Annotated in this window: 17 protein-coding genes, 6 pseudogenes and 1 riboswitch; of the genes and pseudogenes, 8 read left to right on the forward strand and 15 right to left on the reverse strand. The window is 55.9% G+C overall.

Going from position 1 to position 25,725, the window contains the following annotated elements; all coding sequences use genetic code 11:
• Positions 1 to 9 precede the first annotated feature (9 nt).
• Positions 10 to 192: riboswitch (cobalamin riboswitch) on the forward strand.
• A gap of 51 nt (positions 193 to 243) precedes the next feature.
• Both ROLI_RS05555 and cobF read left to right on the forward strand, forming a co-directional pair.
• On the forward strand, positions 244 to 921 hold the full coding sequence (locus ROLI_RS05555; protein ID WP_187431282.1) for an energy-coupling factor ABC transporter permease: 678 nt from the start codon (positions 244 to 246) through the stop codon (positions 919 to 921).
• A gap of 64 nt (positions 922 to 985) precedes the next feature.
• On the forward strand, positions 986 to 1,747 hold the full coding sequence (gene cobF / locus ROLI_RS05560) for a precorrin-6A synthase (deacetylating) (protein ID WP_187431281.1): 762 nt from the start codon (positions 986 to 988) through the stop codon (positions 1,745 to 1,747).
• A gap of 96 nt (positions 1,748 to 1,843) precedes the next feature.
• Here the strand turns inward: cobF and ROLI_RS05565 are convergent.
• From ROLI_RS05565 to ROLI_RS23935, 9 genes and pseudogenes are all read right to left on the reverse strand, one after another.
• Positions 1,844 to 2,767 (reverse strand): annotated as a pseudogene (locus tag ROLI_RS05565) (IS1096 element passenger TnpR family protein).
• Positions 2,736 to 2,990, reverse strand: a pseudogene (locus tag ROLI_RS05570) (transposase domain-containing protein); the annotation flags it as partial. The pseudogenes ROLI_RS05570 and ROLI_RS05565, both read right to left, overlap by 32 nt.
• Positions 2,991 to 3,063: 73 nt before the next feature.
• Positions 3,064 to 3,441, reverse strand: a complete 378-nt coding sequence (gene tnpA, locus ROLI_RS05575) for an IS66-like element accessory protein TnpA (RefSeq protein WP_187431280.1) — start codon at positions 3,439 to 3,441, stop codon at positions 3,064 to 3,066.
• Between the two features lie 105 nt (positions 3,442 to 3,546).
• Positions 3,547 to 3,840 (reverse strand): annotated as a pseudogene (locus tag ROLI_RS23785) (AAA family ATPase); the annotation flags it as partial.
• Between the two features lie 705 nt (positions 3,841 to 4,545).
• Positions 4,546 to 5,998, reverse strand: a pseudogene (locus ROLI_RS05580) (IS1182 family transposase).
• Positions 5,999 to 6,654: 656 nt separating this feature from the next.
• Positions 6,655 to 6,828 (reverse strand): ATP-binding cassette domain-containing protein, encoded by a 174-nt coding sequence (locus tag ROLI_RS23790; protein WP_187431279.1) that lies wholly within the window; start codon positions 6,826 to 6,828, stop codon positions 6,655 to 6,657.
• A 173-nt stretch (positions 6,829 to 7,001) separates the two neighbouring features.
• Complete coding sequence (locus ROLI_RS05585; protein ID WP_187431278.1) at positions 7,002 to 7,196, reverse strand: ATP-binding cassette domain-containing protein; 195 nt, start codon at positions 7,194 to 7,196, stop codon at positions 7,002 to 7,004.
• A pseudogene (locus ROLI_RS05590) lies at positions 7,189 to 7,860 on the reverse strand (ATP-binding cassette domain-containing protein). The gene ROLI_RS05585 and the pseudogene ROLI_RS05590 overlap by 8 nt, the downstream one beginning before the upstream one ends.
• 43 nt (positions 7,861 to 7,903) lie before the next feature.
• A pseudogene (locus tag ROLI_RS23935) lies at positions 7,904 to 8,626 on the reverse strand (transporter substrate-binding protein); the annotation flags it as partial.
• Between the two features lie 650 nt (positions 8,627 to 9,276).
• Here ROLI_RS23935 and ROLI_RS05600 point away from each other — a divergent pair.
• Complete coding sequence (locus tag ROLI_RS05600) at positions 9,277 to 9,867, forward strand: L,D-transpeptidase (protein WP_187431277.1); 591 nt, start codon at positions 9,277 to 9,279, stop codon at positions 9,865 to 9,867.
• 115 nt (positions 9,868 to 9,982) lie between these two features.
• Positions 9,983 to 10,888: an EamA family transporter RarD gene (gene rarD, locus ROLI_RS05605; RefSeq protein WP_187431276.1), complete on the forward strand. Its 906-nt coding sequence runs from the start codon at positions 9,983 to 9,985 to the stop codon at positions 10,886 to 10,888.
• 36 nt (positions 10,889 to 10,924) lie between these two features.
• On the opposite strand, the gene ROLI_RS05610 is transcribed toward rarD, so the two are convergent.
• Both ROLI_RS05610 and ROLI_RS05615 read right to left on the reverse strand, forming a co-directional pair.
• Positions 10,925 to 12,073 (reverse strand): lytic murein transglycosylase, encoded by a 1,149-nt coding sequence (locus ROLI_RS05610; protein WP_187431275.1) that lies wholly within the window; start codon positions 12,071 to 12,073, stop codon positions 10,925 to 10,927.
• A gap of 137 nt (positions 12,074 to 12,210) precedes the next feature.
• On the reverse strand, positions 12,211 to 13,209 hold the full coding sequence (locus ROLI_RS05615; RefSeq protein WP_187431274.1) for a Stealth CR1 domain-containing protein: 999 nt from the start codon (positions 13,207 to 13,209) through the stop codon (positions 12,211 to 12,213).
• Positions 13,210 to 13,609: 400 nt separating this feature from the next.
• On the opposite strand from ROLI_RS05615, the gene ROLI_RS05620 reads away from it, so the two are divergent.
• Positions 13,610 to 16,330, forward strand: coding sequence for an ATP-binding protein (locus tag ROLI_RS05620; RefSeq protein WP_338469240.1), 2,721 nt, complete (start codon positions 13,610 to 13,612; stop codon positions 16,328 to 16,330).
• A gap of 758 nt (positions 16,331 to 17,088) precedes the next feature.
• Here ROLI_RS05620 and ROLI_RS05625 read toward each other — a convergent pair.
• A complete protein-coding gene (locus ROLI_RS05625) occupies positions 17,089 to 18,570 on the reverse strand; it encodes a hypothetical protein (RefSeq protein WP_222869446.1) in 1,482 nt (493 codons plus the stop codon).
• A gap of 423 nt (positions 18,571 to 18,993) precedes the next feature.
• Positions 18,994 to 19,167 carry a hypothetical protein gene (locus ROLI_RS05630; RefSeq protein WP_222869386.1) on the reverse strand — a complete coding sequence of 58 codons (174 nt, stop codon included), beginning with the start codon at positions 19,165 to 19,167 and terminating at the stop codon, positions 18,994 to 18,996.
• A 45-nt stretch (positions 19,168 to 19,212) separates the two neighbouring features.
• Between ROLI_RS05630 and ROLI_RS05635 the strand changes: the two genes are divergently transcribed.
• Positions 19,213 to 21,768 carry an ATP-dependent helicase gene (locus ROLI_RS05635; RefSeq protein ID WP_187428757.1) on the forward strand — a complete coding sequence of 852 codons (2,556 nt, stop codon included), beginning with the start codon at positions 19,213 to 19,215 and terminating at the stop codon, positions 21,766 to 21,768.
• 441 nt (positions 21,769 to 22,209) lie between these two features.
• On the opposite strand, the gene ROLI_RS05640 is transcribed toward ROLI_RS05635, so the two are convergent.
• Positions 22,210 to 22,443 (reverse strand): DUF1127 domain-containing protein, encoded by a 234-nt coding sequence (locus ROLI_RS05640; protein WP_187428756.1) that lies wholly within the window; start codon positions 22,441 to 22,443, stop codon positions 22,210 to 22,212.
• A 224-nt stretch (positions 22,444 to 22,667) separates the two neighbouring features.
• Between ROLI_RS05640 and ROLI_RS05645 the strand changes: the two genes are divergently transcribed.
• On the forward strand, positions 22,668 to 23,741 hold the full coding sequence (locus tag ROLI_RS05645) for an Mrp/NBP35 family ATP-binding protein (RefSeq protein ID WP_187428755.1): 1,074 nt from the start codon (positions 22,668 to 22,670) through the stop codon (positions 23,739 to 23,741).
• On the opposite strand, the gene ROLI_RS05650 is transcribed toward ROLI_RS05645, so the two are convergent.
• Complete coding sequence (locus tag ROLI_RS05650) at positions 23,738 to 24,487, reverse strand: hypothetical protein (RefSeq protein WP_187428754.1); 750 nt, start codon at positions 24,485 to 24,487, stop codon at positions 23,738 to 23,740. The two genes, ROLI_RS05645 and ROLI_RS05650, sit on opposite strands and share 4 nt — an antisense overlap.
• Before the next feature lie 733 nt (positions 24,488 to 25,220).
• On the opposite strand from ROLI_RS05650, the gene mraZ reads away from it, so the two are divergent.
• Positions 25,221 to 25,724: a division/cell wall cluster transcriptional repressor MraZ gene (gene mraZ / locus ROLI_RS05655; protein WP_187428753.1), complete on the forward strand. Its 504-nt coding sequence runs from the start codon at positions 25,221 to 25,223 to the stop codon at positions 25,722 to 25,724.
• The last annotated feature ends 1 nt before the right edge of the window (position 25,725 follow it).

Raw genomic sequence — 25,725 nt, forward strand, 5'->3', positions numbered from 1 at the left:
GGCCGAACAGAGATAACAATAAGACACGGTGCCATATTCTGTGGCTGAAAAGGGAACCGGGTGTGAGCCCCGGACTGCCCCCGCAACTGTAAGCGGCGAGCGCAACGGTAAGACCACTGGCCATACGGCTGGGAAGGACCCGCGCGCTGCGACCCGCAAGTCAGGAGACCTGCCGTACCAAATCATAGCCCGCGATATCGCGGATCATTCGCTGCCGGAGGGGCAGCTCAGAAAGGAACACACATGCACATCGAACCAGGGATCGTAGACGGGGCCAAAATGGCATTGGCCTATACCACTGCCGCGGGTGCCGCAGGTTATACCGCCAAACTGGCGTGGGATGATCTCGCCAAGAGCAACATGGGTTCATTTGCGCTGCGCACGGCGATCGCGACCATCGGTACATTCATTTTCTTCGAAATCCTGCCGCATTTCCCGGTTGGCGTGTCTGAGGTGCACTTCATTCTCGGGACCACGCTGTTCCTGTTGATGGGGGCCGCTCCGGCTGCTTTGGGTCTGGCGCTTGGTCTGTTGGTGCAGGGGACCTTCTTTGCGCCCAGCGACATGCCGATGTTCTTCGTCAATGTGACCACCTTGCTGGTGCCGCTCTTTGCGATGCACGCTGTGGCCAGCCGCTTCATCCCTGAGGACAAGGCCTATGTTGATCTGGCCTATTCGGATGTGCTGAAACTCTCCGCGCTCTATCAGGGTGGTGTCGTTGCCTGGGTCGCTTTCTGGGTGTTTTATGGCCAGGGCGTCAGCGTCGATGCCTTCCAGTCGGTCGCAACCTTCGGTGCCGCTTACATGCTGGTCCTGCTGATCGAACCGATTGCTGATCTGGGTGCGCTTGCCGGTGCCAAGGCGATCCGGTCGGGCAAGCTCAAGGGCCTCTTCACGCAGCGCCTTTACAACGCCGCGTAAGCCATTGAAAAAAAATAATCCTGGGTCCCTCGCGGGGTCCGGGATTTTTTGTGAGGTTTTGCCTGTGATTGATACGCTCTGGCTTGTTGGCATTGGCACCGGCGCACCGGATCATGTCACCGGACAAGGCATGGCGGCGCTGCGCGAGGCTGCGGTTATTCTGGTGCCGCATAAGGGCGCGGGCAAGGATGATCTGGCCGAGATCCGCCACCGCATCATTGCCGCCAGCGGATCACAGGCAGAAGTCATCGCGTTTGAATACCCGGTGCGCGACCCGGCTTTGCCATACCTTGAACGGGTGGCGCGCTGGCATGATGAAATTGCGCGGCGTTGGCAGGGTGCGGCCAGCACGCGGCACGCGGCGGGGCCTGTCGCGCTTCTGGTTTGGGGCGATCCATCGCTTTATGACAGCACGTTGCGCATCGCGGAGCGTCTTGAGCCGAAACCCGCCATGCGCGTCGTGCCGGGGATCACGGCCATTCAGGCGCTGACGGCGGCCCATGCCATTCCGCTCAATGGCCTCAACGCGCCGGTTCTGATCACGACGGGCCGACAGTTGCGCGATCACGGCTGGCCAGAAGGCGCGCGGCGCGTGGTTGTCATGCTGGACGCCGAGGCGAGTTTTCAGGCGGTTGGTATGGAAGACCTCACAATCTGGTGGGGGGCTTACCTGGGGATGGCCGAAGAGATACTCGATCACGGTCTTGTGCGTGATGTCGGCGCGCGGATCCTGGAAAAACGGCATAGGGCCAGAAGCCGCCACGGCTGGATCATGGATACGTATCTGTTGAGTATCGAGGAGGAGCGGTCGGTCAAAGGCAGCTGAAGGGGTGCATCGCCGGTACGACGCCTGGTTGAATGCCGTCGTTAATGTCATTTGGGCCATCTCGAAAGTTAAACGTGACCTGATCCGTGAACGTCCTCAACCTGGCTTGGACAGGCGGCACGAAACCGCGACAGGTCCAAACAGCCTCTTGACGGAGCCCTCTACAAGAATGACGGCATCCGCGAAGAACAGATCGCAGTGGGTTAACTTTAGATACTTTTGTAGGAAGGTGATGACCTCAGTCGGGTCAACCGCATTGCCTTCATCGTCGGTTTCCTCCGGCGAAAAGTCCCTGAGGCTATGAATAGTCGTAAGGTCTAGCTTCGCTGGTTCGTCATCTGGGGAAGCCTCTTCAGAGCAACGCCGGAAATACCGAACTTTCGCGAAATCCACAGTGTCAAGAATGTGAGACGAGTCGTAAGCGGTGCTTTGTCCCCACGTTGACCAGTTGATCGTCTTTTTGGGCTTCCAGCGTTTTGCCAGCTTGAGCGCTTGGAAGCGCAGTTCGTCTTCTTGGGGCGTGTCTGGGTCGAACACGCCGCCGTACCATTCTGTGAGATTTGCGTGCTCGGGGTGTTTGGGGTCAGCCATCGCCTCGAGGAACTCTTCGTATCCGGGGAAGCCGCCCACATCTTCTGGCGGGCATCGACCTGAGATGTCAGTCAGGCGGGGATACAGATCGCCCGGTTTGGCGTCGGTGAACGCCCCGATTTGCAGCCTGTGTTCCCAGCTGTCACTGAAGTCATAGATATAGCGAATGCTGCGCGCGCCGCTGTCCTCGAGCACCTCGGTCAATGTGGTTTTGTTGGCAGGCAGATCATCGCCACCAAAGTCCGGATCGGGCAGCCCCTAGGTCGCGCCCTCTGCCTCGAACATATAAAGATGGGAGCTGGTCCAGCCCATGGCGGCCTGCAGCGTCAGGTGCAGGCGGTCGAGGCGGATGTCAGTGGGCACCTGCAGTGTGCGGGTGACGGCGGGCTCGATATACTCAAGCGCGACCTTGATTTCGATGATGCTCACGGCTGCTCCCCTTCCGACATGACCCGTTGTAGTTCCATGGCAGCAGTGCGTCGATATCGGATTGTTTATGTCCGTTGACGATCGCTGAGAGCGTGTCGGTCAGATAGGCATACGGATCGACGTCGTTGAGCTTACAGGTCTCGATCAGGGAGGCAATGACGCCCCAGTTTGCGGCCCCTGCATCGTGACCCGCAAAGAGCGCATTCTTGCGGTTCAGGGCGATAACCCCTCATGCCCCTTGCGGAAGTCCACAGGTTTGGTCGCCACCATGATCCGCACACGATTTGATATTAGTATCATGGGGTTGCGGACAGCGCGCGGGCAATCTCGGCAATCCGGTCAGGCTGAGTTGCTGCATCCAAACGGATGGTGACGGCACCATGAATGATCTCAACAGCATGATCTAGCGTCGATTCCGAAAGTGTCATCTTCGGTTCCAGCACCACCGGCGCAAATGCTGCACCCGCCAAATCCAGCGTAAGCGGTGCGCCGTCCTTCGCCAGCCGTCGCCATGATGAAAGGTGATTGGGCCGCAGATTATGCCGCCGGGCCACTTCATCGACCGTAACACCGGGTACCAGCGTCTCTGCCACAACACGCCCTTTGAAAGCATCTGACCAGTTCCGTTTCCCGGAAGGGCCAACCATGACCTCCATCCGGCTAATGTCCTTCATATGGTGCTCTATATGTCCTACCAACTCCGTCTCTATTCCAAGTCTACACATGGAAACGGAACCGCAGATCAGGTAGCCATCAGGAAGGTGGGGTCAGTACAACGCCTACGACGAGTCGGTCGTGATCGCAAGTTGTGGTGACTTCACGCCTTCTGGAGACGCGGCGTTGAGCAATCCCCATATTTTCCTGATAAACGTTTGTTGTGCTTGAACATGTAAATGTACTTCCGGTTCTTCTACAAAGATCACATTACAAAGCGGCCGGTTCTCTGCAGTTGCAAGCCGTTGCCTGTTGTAGTGGTCAATTTGGACAGTCCTAAAGACTAGGTTTTTGAAGCCGAGTCCGTTGTATGCTTCGGCAAGCGAGTGGTCGCTGTCTGGGTCATTGTAGAATAGCTCTGTATTGCCTTTAAGCGCATCTTGTGGGCTTAGGGAAGAAACGACCCGTAACCGCCGGTCGTTAACTTGCGGAACGCCTAGACCTTGAGACGTCTGAAATTCTTTATGCCAATTCTAGCAACCTCCATCGAAATTGCCTTGATTAAAATTCGTTTGTTGGCGTTGCGTAGATAAGCACGCTTACAACTCTGAGTATAGTAAAAACCTATCGGCGCAGCGCCCTTTTGCACAACACACCGCGATAGTTGTTATATCAAAAGTTGAGCAAGTCCGTCCGTCTCAGATTGGTGCTCGCAACAAATGTCTCATAAAGGGGGCCGCAACACAGCATTGTTTACGAAAAGTAAACGGCAGTTATGGGCCGTTCGTGTCGACTTTGCTCGGGCTGATCCGCTTGGATGCTGCGAAGCGGAGAAAGCCCGCATTGGCTGATTCTGTGGAAAAACAACGTGTTGCTGGCGCAGAAATTCGCGTCCTGAACAGGGCGCGAGCGCTTTTTCTATCAGGCCTTGTGCTTCTTGCTTTGGTCCCAGCATCGAAATCACCCCCGTTGCTAAGGAAAATTGAATCAGCGAATAGGCACCCGATCAAGCAAGAGTTTTTCAACAGAATTGGCCGATTCTGTTAAAAAAGTTGTTGGTTTCGGAGCGTTGGAACGGGCTACTGCATTGATTTATAATGGATGTCCGATGCTCGCCCACCCTGTTATCCTGTGGCGGGCACCAACGGCTTGAGCTTTGCCAATTTGCGGAGATTTTGGGCGTTGGCGGCGAGTGTAAATTCGTCTTGGACACCACATGGTCCTCGTAATCGGAACCTGCCCAGGCCGAAGATGCGTTTGAGATGTGCAAACAACATCTCGACCTTCTTTCGACGTTTCTGGGCTGCCGTGTTGAACTCGGATGAAGTGCATTGCCGGGCGAAGTCTCTGACGATTTCGTATTTCTCGGGGCTGATGCTGCATGTGGGGGTATTGGGGCAGCACTTGGCTTTTGAAGGGCAGACCTGACACTCGAGTTTGAGGCTGCGGTATTGGCGACGTCCAGTTTGGCCGCGCGCCACGCAGGATCGGAATGGTTCCGTAGAGTGTGGCGGAGTTCTTTACCCTCAGGACAGATGTAGCGGTCATTGTCTTCGTCCCATGTGAAATCAGCCCGTGACCATGTGCCGTCCTTGCGTTTTGAATTGTCCCCTCTCGGGACATTACTGCGCAATGCCCTGCCGGGCAGTGAAAGACCGGGATGAAGGGGAGGCTTTGCCGCTTTAGCGTCAGCCAAACAAGATTGTCAGAAGACCCGTACGCCGTATCCGCGGCCACCCAATCTGGCGTGATGCCGAAGCGGTCTTTGGTGCGATCAATCACCTTGCGTATTGCGCCCACTTCCGCCTGTAGGATTGCTCGTATGGCATCCACATCCACAATGATCGCATGATCAGTGTCGATGAGGTAATTGTCAGAATATGCAAAGAATGCTGGGCCTTTGCGGGCAGCAGTCCATTGACTGGCTGGGTCAGCATGAGCGATAAATTTGGGCGTGACCTCACTTGCTCTGCCAAAGGCCTCATCATCAAGAGTGCTGAGATACTCACGCACCGCGCGCGGCGCATCTTGAGAATCAGCATCTTGGGCCGCCCAGTCGTCGGGATTGCTGGAGTTCTGTTTCTGAACATCCACAGAAATTAAGCTAGCATCCATGGCAAAGCCCTGACCGCCAACCCACCCTTCTTTCATACAGCGCACAACCGTCGTCTCAAAAACATGGCGCAGCAGTTCACTCTCACGGAAACGCCCGTGCATTGCCCGGCAGGCGATTGCAAAGCAATCTGCCGAGAGGGGCGGTTCTTTGAAACGGTAGAATGATCGGGGATGCGGTCCGCCAAATCCAGGCGACAAAACCATCTGTATGCCAGGTTCAGATACACCTCTTCGCACAGCTGTTGTTCGGACCGAATACCACAGCAGTAGCCCACGGACCAGCAGTTCTGCGTCGATGGACGGGCGGCCAGTGTGGCTGTAGAAATCAGCCAGATGCGCGCAAACGCTGTTCAGATCTACGAACCGATCAATGGACCGCAGCAGGTGATCTTGCGGAATATGATCCTCAAGCGAGAACTCGTAAAACAGCGCCGCTTGCGCTTCCTGCTTGGGCCCCATCATCACCAAATCTCCCCGTTCAATAAACAGATTGAATCACCACAGGCCCTCAAATCAACAGGAGTTTTTCAACAAAATCAGCCCAAGCTGCCTTGGAGATGCGCGGTATGAGCGTGTCCACCATCACGCGGCCCCCTGTTTTGGTGGCGATCTGTTTAGGGATCTGGCACAGATCGCCAAAAAGTGCCGACCCCGGTCGTCAGGGCGGCATCTTGGGGGATGAGGTGTTTTGCTGCGGCATCAATGTCACGGGGGGCGGGCGTGTCAAGGCGCGCGGTGCAGGTTTGGCTTGGGTCCCGTGCCGTATTTGCCAGTTGTACCGGTGTCGTGATTTATCCGCTGTTGGCGCGTGCTGCGCGTATGGCTGCGGTGCTGTCCTGGGCGGCCTGGCTGATACAAGTGATATCGCCCTTAAGCGGGGATTTTTGACGCAGATGATGCGTCGCGTGACCCCAGAACATGAAGGTTGCCCGAGCCCAATTTGCGGGCATTATGCAAATTTGCAAAGGTGGCCCAAAAGCCCGGCGTGAGGCGAAAAGCGCGCCTGAAATATCGCGTTTCATGCGGAAATACCCAGCCGTCGTACAAGAGGTCCCCCTCGAACACGCAGAGCATATAGTCATTTCGGGATTCGTATCCAGCGCCGCCGCAAAGTGCCTTTATGATATCCTGAAATTTGCAAAGAGCTTATGGAGGCCATTTGCAAAAGTGTTTTGATGAGAGAGTCTGCGCCGTTCATCCAGCAGCAGCACTTTGGGTTTCATGATCAGCGTGTGGACTATTGCAAGCTGTTTTTGTTGACCGGTCGACAGGTCGCCCCCTCTCGTCGCCAATGCATATCGCGCAGCACCGGAAAGAGGTCAAGGACTGAGTCCGGGATGGCATGTTCTGCTCTTTGCAAATGCGCAAATCCTATTTGCAAATTCTCCAGCGCGCTCATCCTTGGAAAGGCTTCGCACCCTTGTGGCACATAGGCGATACCGATGATCACAGCGGGGATATTACCCTATGATTGAATCCCCATTGCAATCTTGCCACTGTTGCCAGGTTGCCGCCCGAAGATGACCTTGAGAAGGCTGGGTTTGCCGACGCCAGCCTTGCCCATCAGCGCGATGATTTGGCCCCGCCCGACCTCCAACGAGATATCATAGAGAAGCAGGTTTTGGCCGTAATGCAGATCAAGATTATCGACTCTAGGCATGGCCCCGTCCGCGATAGACATCAATCACCTTCTGTTTGGAGGTCACGTGATCAAGGCTGCCTTCGGCCAGCACCACCACCTCATGCGGCAAGGTGACCTTGCACGCGCGGCGGCGCACGCGTTCCATTTTGTACTCCACGACAACAACCGCGCTGGTTTGGTGGCTTTCTTCGGAATGTCGGTGGTGTTCTCCCGCTCCACAACGGTTATTCCCGCGGCTGAGCTCCTCCGCGATGCACGTGAGGCTGTCGGTCAGGCCGAATTCTTCCGCATTTTCTTCAATCTGCGCCGCGTTCTGTGCGCTGCTATTATACATCAACACAGCGAAGCGGCCGCGCGGGGTCTTGAGCGCCACGGCGAGGCTTTCACGAACCATCTGCGTCTTGCAAACGGTTGGCTTCTGGAATTTGCGCCCGATGCCTTCCATCGCAATTTCGCTTTCGGACATGCCCGGAAAGGAGATGTCACGCTCGCCCCAGATCACGTTCTCCGGGTCCGGTTTGGTCTTGTCGATATCGATTTCCATCACCGTCGTCTTACCCGTCCCATTGGGTCCGATGATGGCGCTTCATTCGGCCTCGGCGAATTGGATGGACAGGCTACTGATCGCGCGGAACCCGTTGAAGCTGACGGTGACACCGTCGACCTCCGGCAGTGCGCTCATGACGGTTTCCTTACGGGATAATCAAACACTCCGCCGGTGCCTCGTTAAAATCAATGCAATGCGATTGCATCGGGTCATGTGTCGCGCGTTCGCGCGTTTGCGAAATCCTTTCAGGCGGCGTTGAATTCTGCTTTTGTTTCCGTTTCAGTTTCAGCGGATTGGAAGCCATTCCATGCCGCCAGAAGCCCGACCAGATTGGATGTGTCCAGCCCGTAAAAGGTCTTCCTTTCTCGCCCAAAACGATCATATCCGCGACGATTGTGGCCCAGTCAGAATGGCCAAAAGGCGTGCAGTTGAGGAAAAGGCAATTCGCTGCGATACCGTTGTTTGTGGTGCGCAGTTAAGCGTATTCCGTGGCCAAAAGGGGAATATCTCGACACCGATCTCTGCAAGTGCTGAATTGATGGCTGAGATCGTCTGTTGGTTGGTTGGGGCTCCTGTTCCTGTTTAGCAGGCGTTCTTGGAACTTTGTTAACTTCGTTGATCAAGGGCAAGACGGATTTGCGGCTCACGCTGGTCCAGTTGCCAAAGATCACTCCGACCTCCCGCACGGTCAGCAATTCGCGCGTTTTTTCGGCAAACAGCGACCAGTCAGAGACCGGATTCACCACGACGGCTTCGATCTGGCATCCCAGGTCATCGCCCGCAGTATTTTGTTTTGAGATCAGAATCGTGGCTTTGAGCGTGGTTTCGGAAATTGCCATGCGGCCTCAGAGCCAATGCAGCCCCCGACCTTTATGAGATCGCCGCTTTCGGCACAGGCCAGTGAGGCGCGGCCCCTCAGGGCGGCAGCGGTGAGTGCGGTAAATTTTAGCTCGCTAGTTTTACCTTATATCATCCCTGTTGGCGTCGCGCGGCGGGAGGTATCTGTATGGACAGCCCCTCAGGCGGCATTCATTGACATGTTCGGCCCGCTTGGGGTGTTGCGCACGTCGGGGATTTGCCGAAAATGCGGGGATGTATCGGTGGTAAAGTAATTTTCTTCAAAAGGTTGGAATGAAAACAGACCTTTGCGTAAATCATGGGCACTTCTGTGCGTGACTGTTTTCTGTCGTGACATCTGTGTTCGGTCCGGGCGCGCGGTTCATGCTCCTTTACGAACTAATGCGAATTGCCTCGTAGCCATGCCTTCTTTTTGCTGCTGCGGCTTTGAGTATTTCAAAACGGATTTTAAGTCGATGTTGGGCACCGTCGATGCCATTGCTTTGCCTTTTTCGGGCGCGTGCGCAACCCAAGGCTGCACAGCGGGTCCGCCCAACGATAATTTTACCAATCAGTAAGTTTGAATTTCAATATAGCGTGCTAAACTGACGATATTAACGCCAGTGAAACCGTTTTTTGGCAAAACCCAGATTGAGATGGGTTACATTTGAGTGAAGCGCGCCGGGGTGGCCGCGAAGTTTTGGGGGAAGTGCGATGAGACGTCGTGAATTTATAATTGGTACGGGTTCGGCTGCAATCATGATCGGGGCAGGGGCCGCGGGGGCCGCCGTTCCGGCGCAGCTGCCTGATTACAACATGCCGGAAGAGTTTTTGCCGCGTGAAGTGCGGATCAAGAATGATTTTGCGCCCTTTGAGATCCACGTCGATCCCGGACAATATGCTCTCTACTGGACCTTGCCGAAAAAGAAAGCGATCCGTTACTCGGTCGGTATTGGTCGCACGGCGCTTTACGAGGCAGGCGAGTTTTATGTCGGGGCCAAGAAAGAATGGCCCAGTTGGACGCCGACGCCCGAAATGATTGAACGCGATCCTGAAAGCTATGCGAAGTATAAGGACGGCCTGCCCGGCGGGTTGAATAACCCGCTTGGCTCGCGCGGCTTGTATCTGTTCCAGCCTGGACGCGGGGATACGTTCCTGCGCGTGCATGGCACCAATGAGCCCAAGACCATCGGCCGTCGTGTCTCAAACGGCTGTGCGCGGCTGGTCAACGATCAGATGATCGAACTTTACGACCGCGTGCCGATGAATTCGCGCGTTGTACTGCATCCGATCCTGACCGCCTGATCAAACCTCTGGACTTGCTGCCCGCTGCGTGCAAATTGCGCGGTGGGCATGTCCTGATGATCGCCGATCACCACGACAGGGCCTCTATCAAGGGTCATAAAAGGCATCTGCAAAGGTGAATGATACGGATCACCCACGCGGGTTTGGATTTGCGATATCGGCTTATGTGCTTTGGGGATTTTTGCCCATTTACATGAAGGCGATGTCGCATCTTGCACCGCTTGAGGTTCTTGCGCATCGTGTTTTATGGTCCTTGCCCATTGCCGCTATCGTGTTGCTTTTATTGAGACGGACAGCTGAATTGCGCGCCGCGTTGCGCTCTCCCCGGACCTTGGCGATGGCGGGGGTGACGGCGACGCTGATCTCGGTGAATTGGGCGATTTACATCTGGGCCATCATGTCCGGACATGCGCTTGATGCGGCGTTGGGGTATTACATCAATCCAATTTTCAGCGTTCTGCTGGGCGCCGTGTTGCTGGGTGAAAAGCTCAACCGCATGAAATGGTGCGCGATTGCATTGGCCACGGCAGCCGTGGGGTTCCTGACTGTTGAAAACGGCGAACTGCCTCTGGTGGCTGTTGCGCTGACGGTCTCATGGGGATTTTACGCCTATTTCAAAAAATCTTTGGCGATTGGCCCCAATCAGGGATTTCTGCTCGAAGTTTTGCTGCTGGCCCCGCCTGCTGCGGGCTATGTGATCTATCAGGCGTTTTTGGGTGAGAGCCACTTTCTTGCGGGGACGCCCCAGGACACCTGGTTGCTGCTTGGATGTGGCGTGGTGACAGCGGTCCCTCTGATGCTTTATGCAAACGGGGCGAAACTCCTGCGTCTTTCGACTATCGGAATGTTGCAATATATTGCGCCAACCATGATCTTCCTGGTTGCTGTCTTTGTGTTTCAAGAGCCGTTTGGCGAGGCGCGCCGGATTGCGTTTCCGATCATTTGGTTGGCGCTCTGCCTCTATTCGGTGTCGCTTTTTCAGGACTCCCGAGCGCGGCGAATCACCGCGCGTATGCAATGACGTAACAAACGTCGGACGTGATCCGAAGGGAGGCGGTTAGCGTAACCCAGCCAAAAGCGCCAACGACGGCTCACCTGTCACATTCAGACCCCGGCTTGCCTGATAGGCGCTGATGGCTTTGCGCGTGTTGGGGCCGATGACGCCATCGCTGCCCTGCGTATCGAACCCCCGCGCGCTCAAGGCTTTCTGAAGCGCCGTGCGGTCCGCTTTTGTCATCCCGTTTTCATCGGGCGGAAAGCTCGAAATCAAAGGTCCGGCCCCGCCGATGCGATCCGCCAGATGGCCGACCCCGATGGCATAGGAATCCGAATTATTATACCTTTTGATGGCGTTAAAATTGCGCGTCACCGAAAACCGCGGCCCTTCTGCCTGTGGTTGGATGGTCTTACCGGCGGGCGCGTTATTGCCCACCTCGCCGCCCCATTTCAGCCCCGCGACCCAACCGTTGCGCGCAAGATAAGCGGCGGTGGAGGCCAGCGCATCGCTTGGATCTTCCGACCAGATGTCGCGCCGCCCGTCCCCGGTGAAATCAACGGCAAAGGCCTGATAAGAGGTCGGTATGAATTGCGTGTGACCCATCGCACCCGCCCAGCTGCCGACAAGACGGTCCGCAGAAATATCACCGCTTTGCAGGATCGCCAGCGCCGCGAGCAGTTGCTTTTCGAAAAACGCACCACGCCGCCCATCATAGGCGAGCGTCGAGGTCGCCGAAATAACAGGGACATCGCCGCGCCGCGCACCGTAAAAACTCTCCAGCCCCCAAATCGCCGTGATGATCTCGGCCTCCACGCCGTAGGTATTTTCCAGCGCCCTGAGCGTCCGGTTATGCGTGGCAAAGGCCGCGCGCCCTTGCGTGACCCTTTCGTCAGAAACGGCAATGGCGAGGTAATCTTCCAGGCTGCGCTTGAATTCGGTCTGGTTGCGGTCGCGTTTGATCACACCGGGCAAATACCCTGTGCCCCTGAACGCGGCTGAAAGGGTCGCATCGGATATGCCCTGCGCACGCGCACGCGCGCGGAAATTTGTGACCCACGTGGCATATCCCGAATTCGCAACAGGGCGCAGGTCATCCGGCAACCCCGATTTGCCCGTGCCGCGGGCGGTATTGGAAGACGTGGCATTGACGCAACCGGTAAGCGCGAATGCGCCCAGCATCATTACAAACTGTCGTTTCGTGATCGCCATATCAAAAACGCTCCTTTGGGCCTGCGTAGGGTTTAACGGATACAGCCGCGACAATACAGGAGGTGTTGGCGCGCATCTCGCGTCACAATAACGCCGTCGTATGGCGCTGAGCCGTTGTTGGTCCCGAGGCGCGCCAGCTATCCGGCGTCGCTCATGGGGTGGGGTGAAAATCCGCCGATGACCTGGGCAAGCCAGTCGCGCGCCTCCGGCATGATTTCTTCCAACTGCGGCAGGTCGTTGACGCATAAAAATTTGATCTCGCTACCCGGCAGGCCGAGCAGGAGATCAACGGTTTGCGCAGCGGTATGATCATTTCCCTGTCCACTTTTGATGTGCAGATGATCGTTTTCTTCATGCAAAACGGCGACACCTGAGAGGATGCAGGCATGATTGTGCAGCCCCTGCGGGAGGAACTGTTCAAGGTCGCGAAACCGGTGCCTGATGTTATTTGCAAAGACCTGCGGATGCGCGTCAAACAAATGCAACATGACGCTGCGGCGCAGCGGGTGCACGACATGTGCCGCCGCGAAAAGCCGCGTGGCATCAAAACCCATCAGGGTGGCAGCGTTGATCTGCATGAAATGATTGAATTTCGCGGGATCATCGCGCGCCCCGGTGTTCGCCAGCAGATCTCGATAATCCACCCATTTGCCCCGCAGGACCGGCATGGCACCGCGAAACATATCCGTTGGCAGCAAGGGGGATGTCAAAAACACATCGTCGTTGAAATACATGAAACACTCGCTCAACCCTTCGATGCGCCAGATCAGGCTTTCAATCGCCAGCGAGTTGAAGGTTGGCAAGGCTTCCTCGAAGTCGCGAAAGAGGTCGCGATGAAATGCAAATTCGATTTTCGCGCGCAGCTCAAGGGGCAAGCTGGAAAGGTCGGGCGTCTCCTCGTCAACCACAATCCATATTTTGCGCGTCCAGGGCGCGTGATTGTGAATGGATTGCAAACAAAACAGGATTTCATTGTTGCAAAGCCACCGATGCGGATTGATCGCGTTTTCGTGCAACACCTCGCCTGCATCAGCCATATAGCTACGGCGTTTGACGCGGTGATTGTTAGAATTCCCGTTGACCCAGGTGATCACTGCGTCGATGGGCTCTGCTCTATTTGCCGGAAATTGGGTCATTTTTCTCGATTTAACACTGTTGTGACGCCGTAAACTAGGCCGGTTGCCTCAGGTTGGTAGGCGGATCCGTATTTGACCCATCAGACGCGCGCAATTGAAGACGAACCGCTGGAGGGCGAGGGCGCGGTTTTTTGCTATTTTTGCTGCCGATGGCGGTCCCTCCCAGCCTTCCCTGCAATGGAATGCTGCGTGTCGCATGTGCCAAACGGGTAGGGCTGTTTTCTTTCGCTGGCGAGAACCATGAATACGCCAACCGTTGCACAAAACCAGAAACGGTCTAGGATTACCTTATTAAGAACGTGGTCGCGCAACCCGAGGGATCGGATGGCTTTTCGACCAAACATATTTTTTTTGACGACTGCCGATTTTCTTGACCCCTTAGGATGCCAAGATTGTAATGATGAAATTGCATTTTCCAGATGAAAAAAACGCCGAAGTTTTCGGTGTCTTGGCGACGCCTGTCTGGATATTTGACGTGGACAGGTATGAAATCTGGTGGGGAAATTCAGCCGCTCTTAACTTTTGGAAGGCGGACAGCCTGGATGCGCTGAAAGCGCGCGACTTTTCTTCCGACACTGCAATGGTGTACCAGCGTTTGCGCCAGATCATGCTGGAGACGCAGGCGTCATCGAAATTTGAAGATACCTGGACGCTTTATCCGGCGGAAACACCCGTTACGGTGACGCTATCCTGTCAGCCTGTGCAAATCGAGCAGGGCCGTGATGCGGTATTGATCGAGCTTGTCAGTGGCATTCTGGAACAAGACACCCGGAGGGCGCGGCTGGAGGAGGCCGTTCGCTATTCTGGCGGAATGCTCAGCATGTTTTCGCAATCGGGTGTTTTGTTGGCGCAGAATGCCGCGGCGTTTGAGTGTTACGGTGCGGCAAAGAACGCGGGATGCGAATTAGACCGCAGATTGGGCAGCATTCCCGTCAGAAAAAGCCTGCTCGAGGCGGTTGCGCGCGGCACCCCATTTGATGCGGAGTTGGAGGTTCAGTGTCTCGCCGGGCATGCTATGCACCGGGTCAAGGCCAGCGCGGGAAGAGATCCTGCAACCGGTGATGCGGTTGTGGTGCTGAGTGAAGATGATATTTCCGACCTTGTCAGGCTGCGCCAGGAGCTCTTTGAGCTGAACGCGCATCTCGAAGAGCGTGTGGCCGAGCGCAGTGAAAGCCTGAGGGTCAGCGAAGAGCGTTTTTCCCTTGCAATGCAGGGGGCCAATGACGGGCTTTGGGATCGCAACATTGAGACCGGTGAGATCTACTTTTCGCCACGTTGGCTTGAAATGCTGGGCTACAGCGCGCAGATGCCGCCGCCTGATCTGGAAACGATCCTGGCTGCGATCCACCCTCAGGATCGCGCGGATGTCACGGCATCAATGGTTGACCCGGAACCGCAGGAAGGCAGTGCGCCGGAGGTGGAGTTTCGTATCCAACATAAAAGCGGGCATTGGGTCGATATTCTGTCGCGCGATTTCAAGATACTGCGGGACGGCAAGGTGGCACGCATTGTCGGCACCTATGTTGATATATCGGACCGCAAAAGGCAGGAAAGGTCCCTGCGCCGCCTCAAGGAAATCCTGTTTGCAGGCAGCGAAGCCTTGCCGCTTGGCGTGGCCTATTACGATCAGGATGTGAGGCTGGTGATGCATAATTCGGTTTATGCCGACATGCTCCCGCGCAGCGCGCATCTGCTGGAGCGCGGCGTTCTCTTTGAAGAGCTTATCCGTAATTCTGCCGATATCATGGCACCTCAGTTCGGGTATGATGATCGCGAAACCTATGTGCGCAATCGCGTTGCCTCCGTTTTGGTAAAGCCGAAAAAATCGGTTCATGAACAGTCGAGCGGGCGTATCATCATCGCCTCAGAGTTTCCGACAAGCGGTGGCGGGATGATTTCGATCATCGAGGATGTGACCGAAGATCGGTTGCGCCAGAAACAACTGCATCAGGCGCAGAAAATGGAGGCCATCGGGCAGCTGACGGGCGGCGTTGCACATGATTTCAACAATCTGCTTGCGGTCATCATGGGCAATCTGGAATTGTTGCAAAGCGAGACGGAAGCGGGGAGCCTGGATCAGCAGGAACAAAATGCGCTGATTGATGCGGCAATTGACGCCGTCAAACACGGTGCTGATTTGACCAGTAGCATGTTGGCCTATGCACGCAAGGCGCGTCTGGAGCCGACGGTATTGGACATCAATCAAACGGTGCGTGACACCGAACGTTGGATGCGACGGACAATTGCGGCAAACATCCAGATCGAAACCGTGTTGCAGGCCGGAATCTGGTCGATCAAAGTCGACCAAACCTCGCTCCAGAGTGCCCTTGTGAACTTGATCCTGAATGCCTGTGACGCGCTGGCGGGTGGTGGGAAATTGACGATTGAGACTGCCAATCTTCGCATTGACGACACATATCTTGAGGCGCGCAGCGAGCAAATCCCGGCGGGGCGCTATGTGATGATCGCGGTGAGCGATACCGGAGAGGGTATCGCACCTGATGTCATCGACCAGATATATGATCCGTTTTTTACCACCAAACCTGTGGGGAAAGGCTCCGGGCTTGGTCTGTCCATGGTGGAGGGCTTTGTCCGTCAATCGGGTGGCACCGTTCGCGTCTATTCCGAGCCGGGCGAGGGGACCAGTTTCAAGCTCTATTTCAGAGCTGTAATGCAAGGCAGTCCCGTCGCTCCAAAACCCCAGAGCCGCCCGCAACCCGATACTCCCCTCCAGAGCCCACGCCCGCGCATATTGCTGGCAGAGGACAGGCTCGAAGTCATGGCGGTTCTTGAAAAAACCCTCGTGCTGGCGGGCTATGATGTCACCACGGCGATCACGGGCGATATCGCCTTTGCAGTGTTCAAGGCTGATCCCAGTTTTGATGTGGTGCTGACAGACATCGTTATGCCGGGCCGGTTACAAGGGCCTGAATTCGCGCGTGAATGCCGTGCATTGAGCCCGCAAACGCCTTTCATCTTTTTGTCTGGATATGCATCCGAGGCCACGGTGCACGGCAATGGTCTGTTGCCCGAAGACATCCGCCTGATGAAGCCCGTATCGCGTGATGATCTCCTGCGTGCCGTTGAAGAATGCCTCAAACGCAGGCGGGATGAGGCGTGAAATCACAGCTAAAGCGGTTTGCGTTTAATCTGAATTGATTTGTGTTTCCCAAAGGAGTCTTTGTCTGCTTCATTTTCAGTGTGGAGGTGGATGACGGGCAAACCTCTTTCTTTAGATTTTCGGCACCGGATTTGCGGGTATGTTGCTGCTGGGAACTCTTGTCATGCAGCAGGGCGCATTTTTGGTGTCAGTGCGGCAACGGTGGCGCGTTATGCTGCGGACAAACGAGAGCGGCGCGACATCACGCCCAGACCACAGGGCAGGCCCGTGGGCCGGATTTGGCCAGCTGGCACCGTATAAGGATTTCTTAACCGTATAAGGATTTCTTAATCGGGATTATCCGTATCGAACCAGACATAACATTGCATGCACTATCCGGCGCGCTGGAAGACGCATACGGCGTATCCGTTCACCTCTGATCAATTCACCGCGCCTTGGCACGCGCCGGGTTCTCATATGAAAAAAGGACTTATCGCACAGGAACGTAATCGGCCTGCGCTGCGCAGGGCAAGGCGGGGGTGGATCAACCACCGCCAGCCGCGCATGCGCCAGGAGCCAGGAGCCAGGAGCCACACAGACTGGTCTTTATTGCTTCTGGGGACATTGCTGCGCAATACCCTGCCAGCCAGCGGATGAGATGGCTTTCTCAAAGCTCAAAGCCCATCTGAGACGGATCGGACCAAAAACGTTTGATACAAACTTCCAGGTCCTCGGCGACATTTGTGATCTGTTTGATCCAAACGAATGCCGGAACCTCCTCAAAGCTGCCGGATATGCCTCAGATTAAATGCAAAATGTTTTATCCCATTCGTCTGGACCTGATTGGTAAGCTGCGGAAGCGCACCCGCCTCTGTAGTGTTACCAATTAATCTGGAGTGATACCTTTTAATCTGGAGGACCCTCGGTGACCACGGGCTATTCAGGATGGGATTTGGGGGGGCTGGATTGCTTTTGCCATCACTGGTGAATGGCGTTCTTGCCGACGCGGCGTTTGGGCGGGAACTTCTTTGCGACCGCCTTTTCCAGCGCCGGGAAAGTCGTCGTTTCGATACGCGCGTTGATGAACGCATGCAGCTCCGGATCGCTGTCGATCTTGGAGGGCCGGCCGGGGCGGTGTTCGCGCAGGTGGCGCGCGGCGCGCGCAGCGCTTTTGCAACGGCGCGGATAAGCATAGCCCAGCATGTCGCGGTTGCGGACAACCGCCACACCCTCGGCGGAGCTGCGCAGTGGAACCCTGATTTCCAACCGTTCGCCATGGCCCAGCTGGGCGATCTGATCAGAATAGAACCGCTCGCCCAAGCACTGAAAAGCACCTTGTGACACCATTGCACTGGTCTGTTTGCAGAACACGAAATCAAAGGTCTGATCATCCATGCGGCTGGCTTGCCATCCATTCTCGACCGCGCGCGCCAAGGCCTGTCTGGGCGAAAGACCCTGCAAACGGCCGCGACCTCTTCAAGCTGGGTAAGCAGGTCGCCATAGGTGCCACTGTAGGGTGCTGGCGGCTTGCCGACAGATTGCGTTTTCTTGTTGGTTCTGTCGCCGCCGATGTATCCGGGTAAGTGCTTGATAAACTGGCGTTCAATTGACCCAAACGCCCCTTCGATCAGACCCTTCGCAGGCCCATTGTAGGGCTTTGCCTTGATCACACCGCGCTCTGGCACAATCATGCTTAGGTCCGGGAAGCTTTGGAATGATCCAAAGAGCGATCCATACTCGCCGCCGTTGTCCAAATACAAGGTGCCGGGCAGTCCGAACTGCGGATCACACGACAGATCATAGAAGCTGTCGATAATATCGCTCTGACGCACGCCACGGCCTTTCAGGAACAAAACCGGCGTCACATGCATCATATGTGTGCAGTCGTCATGCCATGCGATCAGGCGCACCCGGACTTGCTCGCGCGTTCCTTCTTTGAGGACCCAAATATCGACCGGGTGCACGTCGCCAAATACAACCTGACCCGGCAGGGCAGAGCCGTGGCGTGCGATACGAGGTTGATCCTTGTCAAAATGTAACTTGGCGTCGCGATCCTTGCGCGCAACCCGCTTGAATGCCGTGAAACGGCTGGTCCATTTGGCGTTGAGCTTGCAGAGCTGTGACAGAACCGGTGCCGCAATGTCAGAGCCTTCGCTTTGGCAGAGTTCTACCAGCTTGCGGGATCCGATATGCGCCAGCTTGCGCAGACTGCCATCGCTGCGGATAAAGGCCTTGGCATAGCTTTCCATCGCCTCGGACACACGCTCTTTCGCGTCGTCATCAAGGTCGATGTTCCCATCCCAGTTTCGGGATATCAGAACACGCCGCTTGCCCCGATCTGCGCGTGCCTCTGAGGCGAGCGTGCCAAATCCGCCCTGTATCGGATCATCCGCGAGAAAGAGGGCACTTTGACATAATACCCTGAGTTCTTGAGCTACTCTGGTTTACTCTGGGCCAAGTTCACGATTTTATTGGAGCGTTCTTTTTTGGACGTGGTTGCTCACATGGAAGAACGTGGAATTGAAGACCCAGCAGAATGCGTCAACTTGGTGGTTTACGAAGAGGTCTTCGAGACCAAACAGTAAGTTTGTTACGATATGCCGCAATACCTTCCATAATACCTGCCGCAATCAAAAATTACCTGAATAAAATCAATAACTTAAAAATTTACCCGGTGATACCTTTTAATCCGGAATGCTAACAAATTCAAAGATCCCCAAACGACTTAAAACAATAGAAAAAGCGACATGATGTAGCCCATATAAGGGTTCCGCCGTCAAAAATCGACTTTCCGGAATAAAAAGCTTCGCCTCATTATGCGCCTTGGGGCGTGCAGCCATAAAACCAGAACGCATCAAGAACAGTTCTTTTCCTTTTGCGCATCAGGCGGTACATTGCGCGTTATGAGCAATTTTGATGAAATGGATGCCTTCGATGGCGCATCCCTATCCCGGCGCGCGATGGCCGCGCGGCCACAACCCTATCTGGATGGGCTGAACCCGGCGCAACGCACGGCCGTTGAAACGCTGGACGGGCCTGTTTTGATGCTGGCCGGGGCGGGGACGGGCAAGACCCGCGCTCTGACGGCGCGCATCGTCCATTTGTTGAATACCGGGCGGGCGCGGCCCAATGAGGTGCTGGCCGTGACCTTTACCAATAAGGCCGCACGGGAGATGAAGAATCGCGTAGGTGCGATGATGGGGCAACAGATCGAGGGGATGCCCTGGCTCGGGACCTTCCATGCGATCTGTGTGAAACTATTGCGCCGTCACGCCGAATTGGTTGGGCTGAAATCCAATTTCACCATTCTGGATACCGATGATCAATTGCGCCTGCTGAAACAATTGGTGCGCGCGGAAGGGATCGACGACAAGCGCTGGCCTGCGCGGCAATTGGCCGGGATCATCGACGGGTGGAAAAACCGCGCGCTGACGCCCGACAAGGTGCCCAGCAGTGACGCTGGGGCTTATAACCATCGCGGCACCGAGATTTATGCGCAATACCAGACCCGTCTGCGAGAACTGAACGCCACGGATTTCGGCGATCTGCTAATGCATATGGTCACGATCTTCCAGAACCACCCGGATATTCTGGCGCAATATCAACGCTGGTTTGCCTATATTCTGGTGGATGAATATCAGGACACCAACGTTGCGCAATACCTCTGGCTGCGCCTGCTCGCGGGGGGGCATAAGAACATCTGCTGCGTGGGCGATGATGATCAGTCGATTTATGGCTGGCGCGGGGCCGAAGTGGGCAATATCCTGCGGTTTGAAAAGGATTTTCCCGGCGCGCATGTGGTGCGGCTGGAACAGAACTACCGCTCGACCCCGCATATTCTGGCCGCTGCATCAGGTGTGATTGAGGGCAATGAGGGACGTCTGGGCAAGACGCTTTGGACTGCGGCCGAAGAAGGTGAAAAAATTCGACTAATCGGTCACTGGGACGGCGAGGAAGAGGCGCGCTGGATTGGAGACGAGATCGAGGCGCTGAATGATGGAAGTTCAATCCTGGCCAAGAGAAGGCAAAATTCTCGATCTGAACAGATGATCCGCGAATTTAAGCGGCTTGCTGAATTGGATGCTTTGCGAGGATTGAACAGTCGAGATCAATTATTCGATCGTTTGAAAACGCAAAAGAGCTTTTTGGCGGATGAAAGCAGGCGGGATTTGGTGTGGGAGTTGGCAACCAGGCAGAGTGAGGGGCATTCTCTTGAACCTGCGTTCCTAAGATATGGTCGCGATGAGTTGGCCATTCTGGTGCGTGCCAGCCATCAGATGCGCGCCTTTGAGGATCGTTTCCTGACCATCGGCCTGCCGTACCGCGTGATCGGTGGCCCACGGTTTTACGAGCGCATGGAGATCCGGGATGCCATGGCCTATTTCCGCATCGTGACCAGCCCCGATGATGATCTGGCCTTCGAGCGGATCGTGAACACGCCCAAACGCGGCCTTGGTGACAAGGCGCAACAAACGATCCAGCGCGTCGCGCGCGAGAATGGGGTGAGCCTTGTGGAGGGCGCGCGGCTGGTCGTGCAGGCCAAGGGCATCGGCGGCAAAGGGGGCAAGGAGTTGGCCACATTGGTCACCGGAATTGATCGATGGGGGCGGATGGCGGGGTCGAGCGATCTGAGCCACATGGAGCTCGCCGAAATCATTCTGGACGAAAGCGGGTACACAACCCATTGGCAGAACGACAAAACGCCCGAAGCGCCGGGGCGTTTGGAGAATCTCAAGGAGTTGGTCAAGGCGCTGGAGCAGTTCGAAAACCTGCAGGGGTTTCTGGAGCACGTCAGCCTGATCATGGACAATGAGAGCGAGGAGGGCGGCGAAAAGGTGTCGATCATGACGCTGCACGCGGCCAAGGGGCTGGAATTCCCGATGGTGTTTTTGCCAGGGTGGGAGGACGGGTTGTTCCCCTCGCAACGCTCGATGGATGAAAGCGGCGTTAAGGGCCTCGAAGAAGAACGACGTCTGGCCTATGTCGGGATCACGCGCGCCGAAGAGGTCTGCACGATTTCCTTTGCCGCCAATCGACGCGTGTTCGGCCAATGGCAAAGCGCGCTGCCCTCGCGCTTCATCGATGAATTGCCACCTGAACATGTCGATGTGCTGACCCCGCCCGGCCTTTATGGCGGTGGTTACGGTGCCGCCGCGCCGACATCCAACCTGCATGAGGCCGCGGCAGAGGCGAATGTCTATAACTCACCTGGCTGGCGTCGTTTGCAGGCGCGTAGCCAGGAGCGGGGCATGAGCCAGCCGCGCGAAACTAAGAATACCGTGATCGACATGACCGCCGTGTCGAGTTTCACCGTGGGCGAGCGGGTGTTTCATCAGAAGTTCGGCTATGGTGCCATTCAGGGGATCGAGGGCGACAAGCTGGAGATTGCCTTTGAGAAGGCGGGCATCAAGAAGGTCGTGGCGAAATTCATTACCGGATGTGACGACATCCCATTTTGACGGGGTCCGCCCTGGACCTGCGCTGACGACAGCACCCGTTCCTCTTGTCACGTAGGGGCATTGCGGCCTCAATCGGCAAGAACCGCGAAAACCTCAGGAAACGAAAAAGGCGACCCCGGGAGGAGGGGCCGCCTTTCGTGTCCATATCGCATGACCGGGAGGAGGTGGTCGGCGATATATATGACTACAGACCCTTCTGGATCTGACGTAATAGCGACGGCGGCATCCGGGAGGAGGATGAATGCCGCAGCCTCGTTACAGACACACCAGGGAGGAGGATTGGTATGCCTGATCTTGTGACCCGCTGGCGAGGCAAACCCCGATGGCAGGCGCGCACTTGGGCGCTTTATTCCTGGCGGCGGTATCGGGGAGGAATGATACCGCCGCTGTGGTATAGGTGTCCTGGGGAGGAGACGGACACCCGATCTTGTGCCAGGCCGTTCAGCCTGCGTATTGCTCTGCTGCGTCCAGCGCGATTGCGCGGATCATGGAACGTGACATTCCCAGATCATTCAATTCTCGCTCGCCCAGCTTGGACAGTTCCGCATAGGTTTCGCGGAATACTCTATTTCGTGCGTAACGCTCGGATGCGGCCTGCAACAGGTTGGCCGCCGTGATAAGCGTCCGTTCGATCACGCTCTCGGAGCGCGTATTGATTTGTGTGTAATAGGCCATGTGCCTGTCCTCGTTATTCCATACGTTCGTTTGTTGTGCTCCATATTTAAGAGATTGCTGCACGTGCACAATACCCAGATTATCAATGCTGCTATGCAGCAATTGCATAGGCGACCTAGCGTAAATTTATGCGTAGTGCTATAGGGTTAAGCATAAAGAAGCCCTATATAATGTTAGCGGAAACAGGCGCTTAACAAACAAGCGCCCCTGAGGAGAATTTGAGCATGTCGATAACCAAAGCCGAAATCGAGGCAGCGCTGGCCCGTGTCGTCCTGCCGGACGGAAAGAGCCTTATGGCGCATGATTTGATTCGGGCCTTGAACATCGATGGGGGATCCGTGCGCTTCGTGATCGAAGCGCCCAGCCCGGAAGTGGCGCGCCAGATGGCCCCCTTGCGCGATGCCGCAGAGAAGGTCGTGGCCGACCTGCCGGGTGTGGACACTGTGACCGTGGCCTTGACCGCACATGGCCCGGCGGAAAAGAAACCCGCCCCCCCCAGCCTCAAGATAGGCGGCCATCCCAAACCGCAGGAGGGGCCGACCAAGCCCAGCGGGGTGAAACGCATTCTGGCCATTGGCTCGGGCAAGGGCGGTGTGGGTAAATCCACTGTCTCCTCCAATCTCACGGTGGCCCTGGCGCGGGCAGGGCGCAAGGTGGGGTTGCTGGACGCCGATATATATGGTCCCAGCCAGCCGCGGATGATGGGGGTGAACAAACGGCCCGCTTCGCCTGACGGCAAGACGATCATCCCGCTGCACGCGCATGGTGTGACGCTGATGTCGATTGGGTTCATGCTGGAAGAGGGCAAGGCCGTGGTCTGGCGTGGTCCGATGTTGATGGGTGCGCTGCAACAGATGTTGGGGCAGGTTGAGTGGGGCGAGTTGGACGTGTTGCTGGTCGATTTGCCGCCCGGCACCGGGGATGTGCAGCTGACATTATGTACCAAGTCCGAATTGACCGGCGCGATTGTGGTTAGCACCCCGCAGGATGTAGCCCTGATTGATGCGCGCAAGGCGCTCGATATGTTCGATACCTTGAAGACACCCGTTTTGGGGCTGATTGAAAATATGTCGATGTTTGTTTGCCCCGATTGCGGATCCGAGCATCAGATCTTCGGGCAGGGTGGCGTTGCGGCGGAGGCTGAGAGGCTCGGCGTGCCGCTGTTGGGCACATTGCCTATTGATCTGGACACGCGGCTGGCGGGGGATGGCGGCACACCAATTGCGGTGGGCGACAGCCCGATGGCGCAAGCCTATGGCCGCATCGCCGAAGGGTTAATCCGGGGTGGTATGGCCTAGGTTAAAGGGCGGTGCTGCACCAGATGGCCGTAAAGGGTGCTGAGAACGCTGATGGACACGATGATCTGGAAGTAGCTCAGCACCAGCTGCCCGACAACCGCAGCGGCGAGGGACGCCGCCGCCAGAGAGGTGATCACACCTGCCAACATGGTGTTCATGACCGCAAGGATCACGGCAACCCGAAGAATTGCACCTGACAGCGGTTTTGTCGCCTGCAGGCTGTCGACGATCGCGAGCCGTGTGCCTAAAGCGGCGGCGGGCAGCGTCAGACTGATCCGCATGGCGATCCACGAAAACAATATACCGATCCCAACGCCCACCACGATTACGAGAGTGGCGGAGCCGCCGCTCAAGATGAGCGTGGTGCCAAAAATCAATAGAATTGCCGGAATGGCAGCAATTAAGAGAACCAGAAAGACCACAATCAGCTTACCGAGATACTGCGCCAAAACGCCAACTCCGGGTCGCATGATCTGATCCCGCGCGTCACCCTCCAGCAATGCATACCTATGCCAGTATACGGCAATGAGCAGCACACCCACTCCCCCGATGATCGCCTGCACTATCGCGGGGCCGGGATCGAGCGCGACGCGCTGTTCTGCGGCGGTAATCATGGGCTGCGCGTCAAAGAGCAGGCCCGCACCAATAAGAAAAGCCAATCCCGGCGACGTCACTTTCAAGGTTTTCAAGGGGTCTGCGAACATCAATCTGAAAGAACGTTGCAGGATCGCGATATCAGTCTTCATGGAAAATTCCCCGAATAAAATCTCAAAAGCGGGGTAGTGCAGCCATAGGAGACCCGCAAGCGGCCATTTCGACTATGGTTTATGGCACATGGGAAGTTATGGGACGGATGCGGGGAGTGTTGGGGCTGTCGGGGTAATTGGTCAATTTTCCTGCTTCGAATCAAAAGAAGCTGGAATTTTGGCTTTTGACCGAAGAGATTTTATGACTTGCGACGAGAACGTTTATAGAACATGATGATAGTTATCTACATTCTAGAAAAAAGTGGGATTTTGTGGGAAATTTTTGAATATTTGCAATTTTCCCATATGTGGTGTGATAGTTTCCTTCAGCCGCAATTTATAGAGAGAGGTCTTGCAAAATATACAGGATTTTTACCTAATTGTTAAAAAAATCCCTTATAAGTAAGGTTTTGGTAACTAAAAACACCTTGCCACCCATAATTTCCCATTGTATCCCTGTTGCATCAGATGAGAACGAGACCGGGGCGCTAAACGACCCCATCTAAATAAAAACTCTAGCAGGTTCATACAGGCCCTCGCTTTCAACTGACCAAGAGATCCGGCGCGCGAGCGAGCAGACATCCCCCCAGATGGCGCGCGTGACTGGACTTCCCCGCGAAGCGGGACGAGGGCGGCGAGTTGATCAGTGGCAGCAGATCAACTCGCCGTTTCCATTTCAAAATAGGGGGATACGCGTCGAACTTTAAGTGACGCATGAAGTTGGGATAAGGCAGTGAGCCGCAGGTTCAGAGGCGAAAGCCATCACAAGGTCGATGCCAAGGGGCGGGTTTCTATCCCTGCCTCTTTTCGCCGTGTGATCGAGGCCTCTGACCCGAACTGGACCTCTGGCGAAAACCCGGAACTGGTTATCGTTTACGGCGATCACCGGCGCAATTTTCTGGAATGCTACACGATGCAAGCCATTGAAGAGGTGGATGAGCAGATCGACACCTTGCCGCGTGGCTCACGGGAGCGCAAACTGCTGCAAACCCTGTTTCAGGGGCAATCCTTCGCCACCTCCATCGACGAAACAGGCCGTCTGGTGCTGCCCGCCAAGCTGCGCCAGAAAATCGGGCTGGCCAATGAAGCCTTTTTCCTCGCGGCAGGGGACACGTTCCAGATTTGGAACCCTGACACCTATGTAACGGATGAGGTCGCCAAGACCGAAGCCTATCTGGACGACATGCCAGATGATTTTGACCCGCTGGTCTTGTTGCCTCCCAAGACGAGGGAGTAAG

Origin of the sequence: Roseobacter fucihabitans (genome assembly GCF_014337925.2) — a bacterium.
GTDB lineage: Bacteria > Pseudomonadota > Alphaproteobacteria > Rhodobacterales > Rhodobacteraceae > Roseobacter > Roseobacter fucihabitans.

Coding starts and splice junctions, on each gene's coding strand:
- ROLI_RS05610 (WP_187431275.1), bottom strand. CDS start 12,073: ATGGCGATCACGAAACGACAGTTTGTAATGATGCTGGGCGCATTCGCG.
- ROLI_RS05615 (WP_187431274.1), bottom strand. CDS start 13,209: ATGACCCAATTTCCGGCAAATAGAGCAGAGCCCATCGACGCAGTGATC.
- ROLI_RS05645 (WP_187428755.1), top strand. CDS start 22,668: ATGTCGATAACCAAAGCCGAAATCGAGGCAGCGCTGGCCCGTGTCGTC.
- ROLI_RS05585 (WP_187431278.1), bottom strand. CDS start 7,196: ATGCCTAGAGTCGATAATCTTGATCTGCATTACGGCCAAAACCTGCTT.
- ROLI_RS05555 (WP_187431282.1), top strand. CDS start 244: ATGCACATCGAACCAGGGATCGTAGACGGGGCCAAAATGGCATTGGCC.
- tnpA (WP_187431280.1), bottom strand. CDS start 3,441: ATGAAGGACATTAGCCGGATGGAGGTCATGGTTGGCCCTTCCGGGAAA.
- ROLI_RS05650 (WP_187428754.1), bottom strand. CDS start 24,487: ATGAAGACTGATATCGCGATCCTGCAACGTTCTTTCAGATTGATGTTC.
- ROLI_RS05620 (WP_338469240.1), top strand. CDS start 13,610: ATGAAATTGCATTTTCCAGATGAAAAAAACGCCGAAGTTTTCGGTGTC.
- ROLI_RS05640 (WP_187428756.1), bottom strand. CDS start 22,443: ATGGCCTATTACACACAAATCAATACGCGCTCCGAGAGCGTGATCGAA.
- ROLI_RS05635 (WP_187428757.1), top strand. CDS start 19,213: ATGAGCAATTTTGATGAAATGGATGCCTTCGATGGCGCATCCCTATCC.
- ROLI_RS05600 (WP_187431277.1), top strand. CDS start 9,277: ATGAGACGTCGTGAATTTATAATTGGTACGGGTTCGGCTGCAATCATG.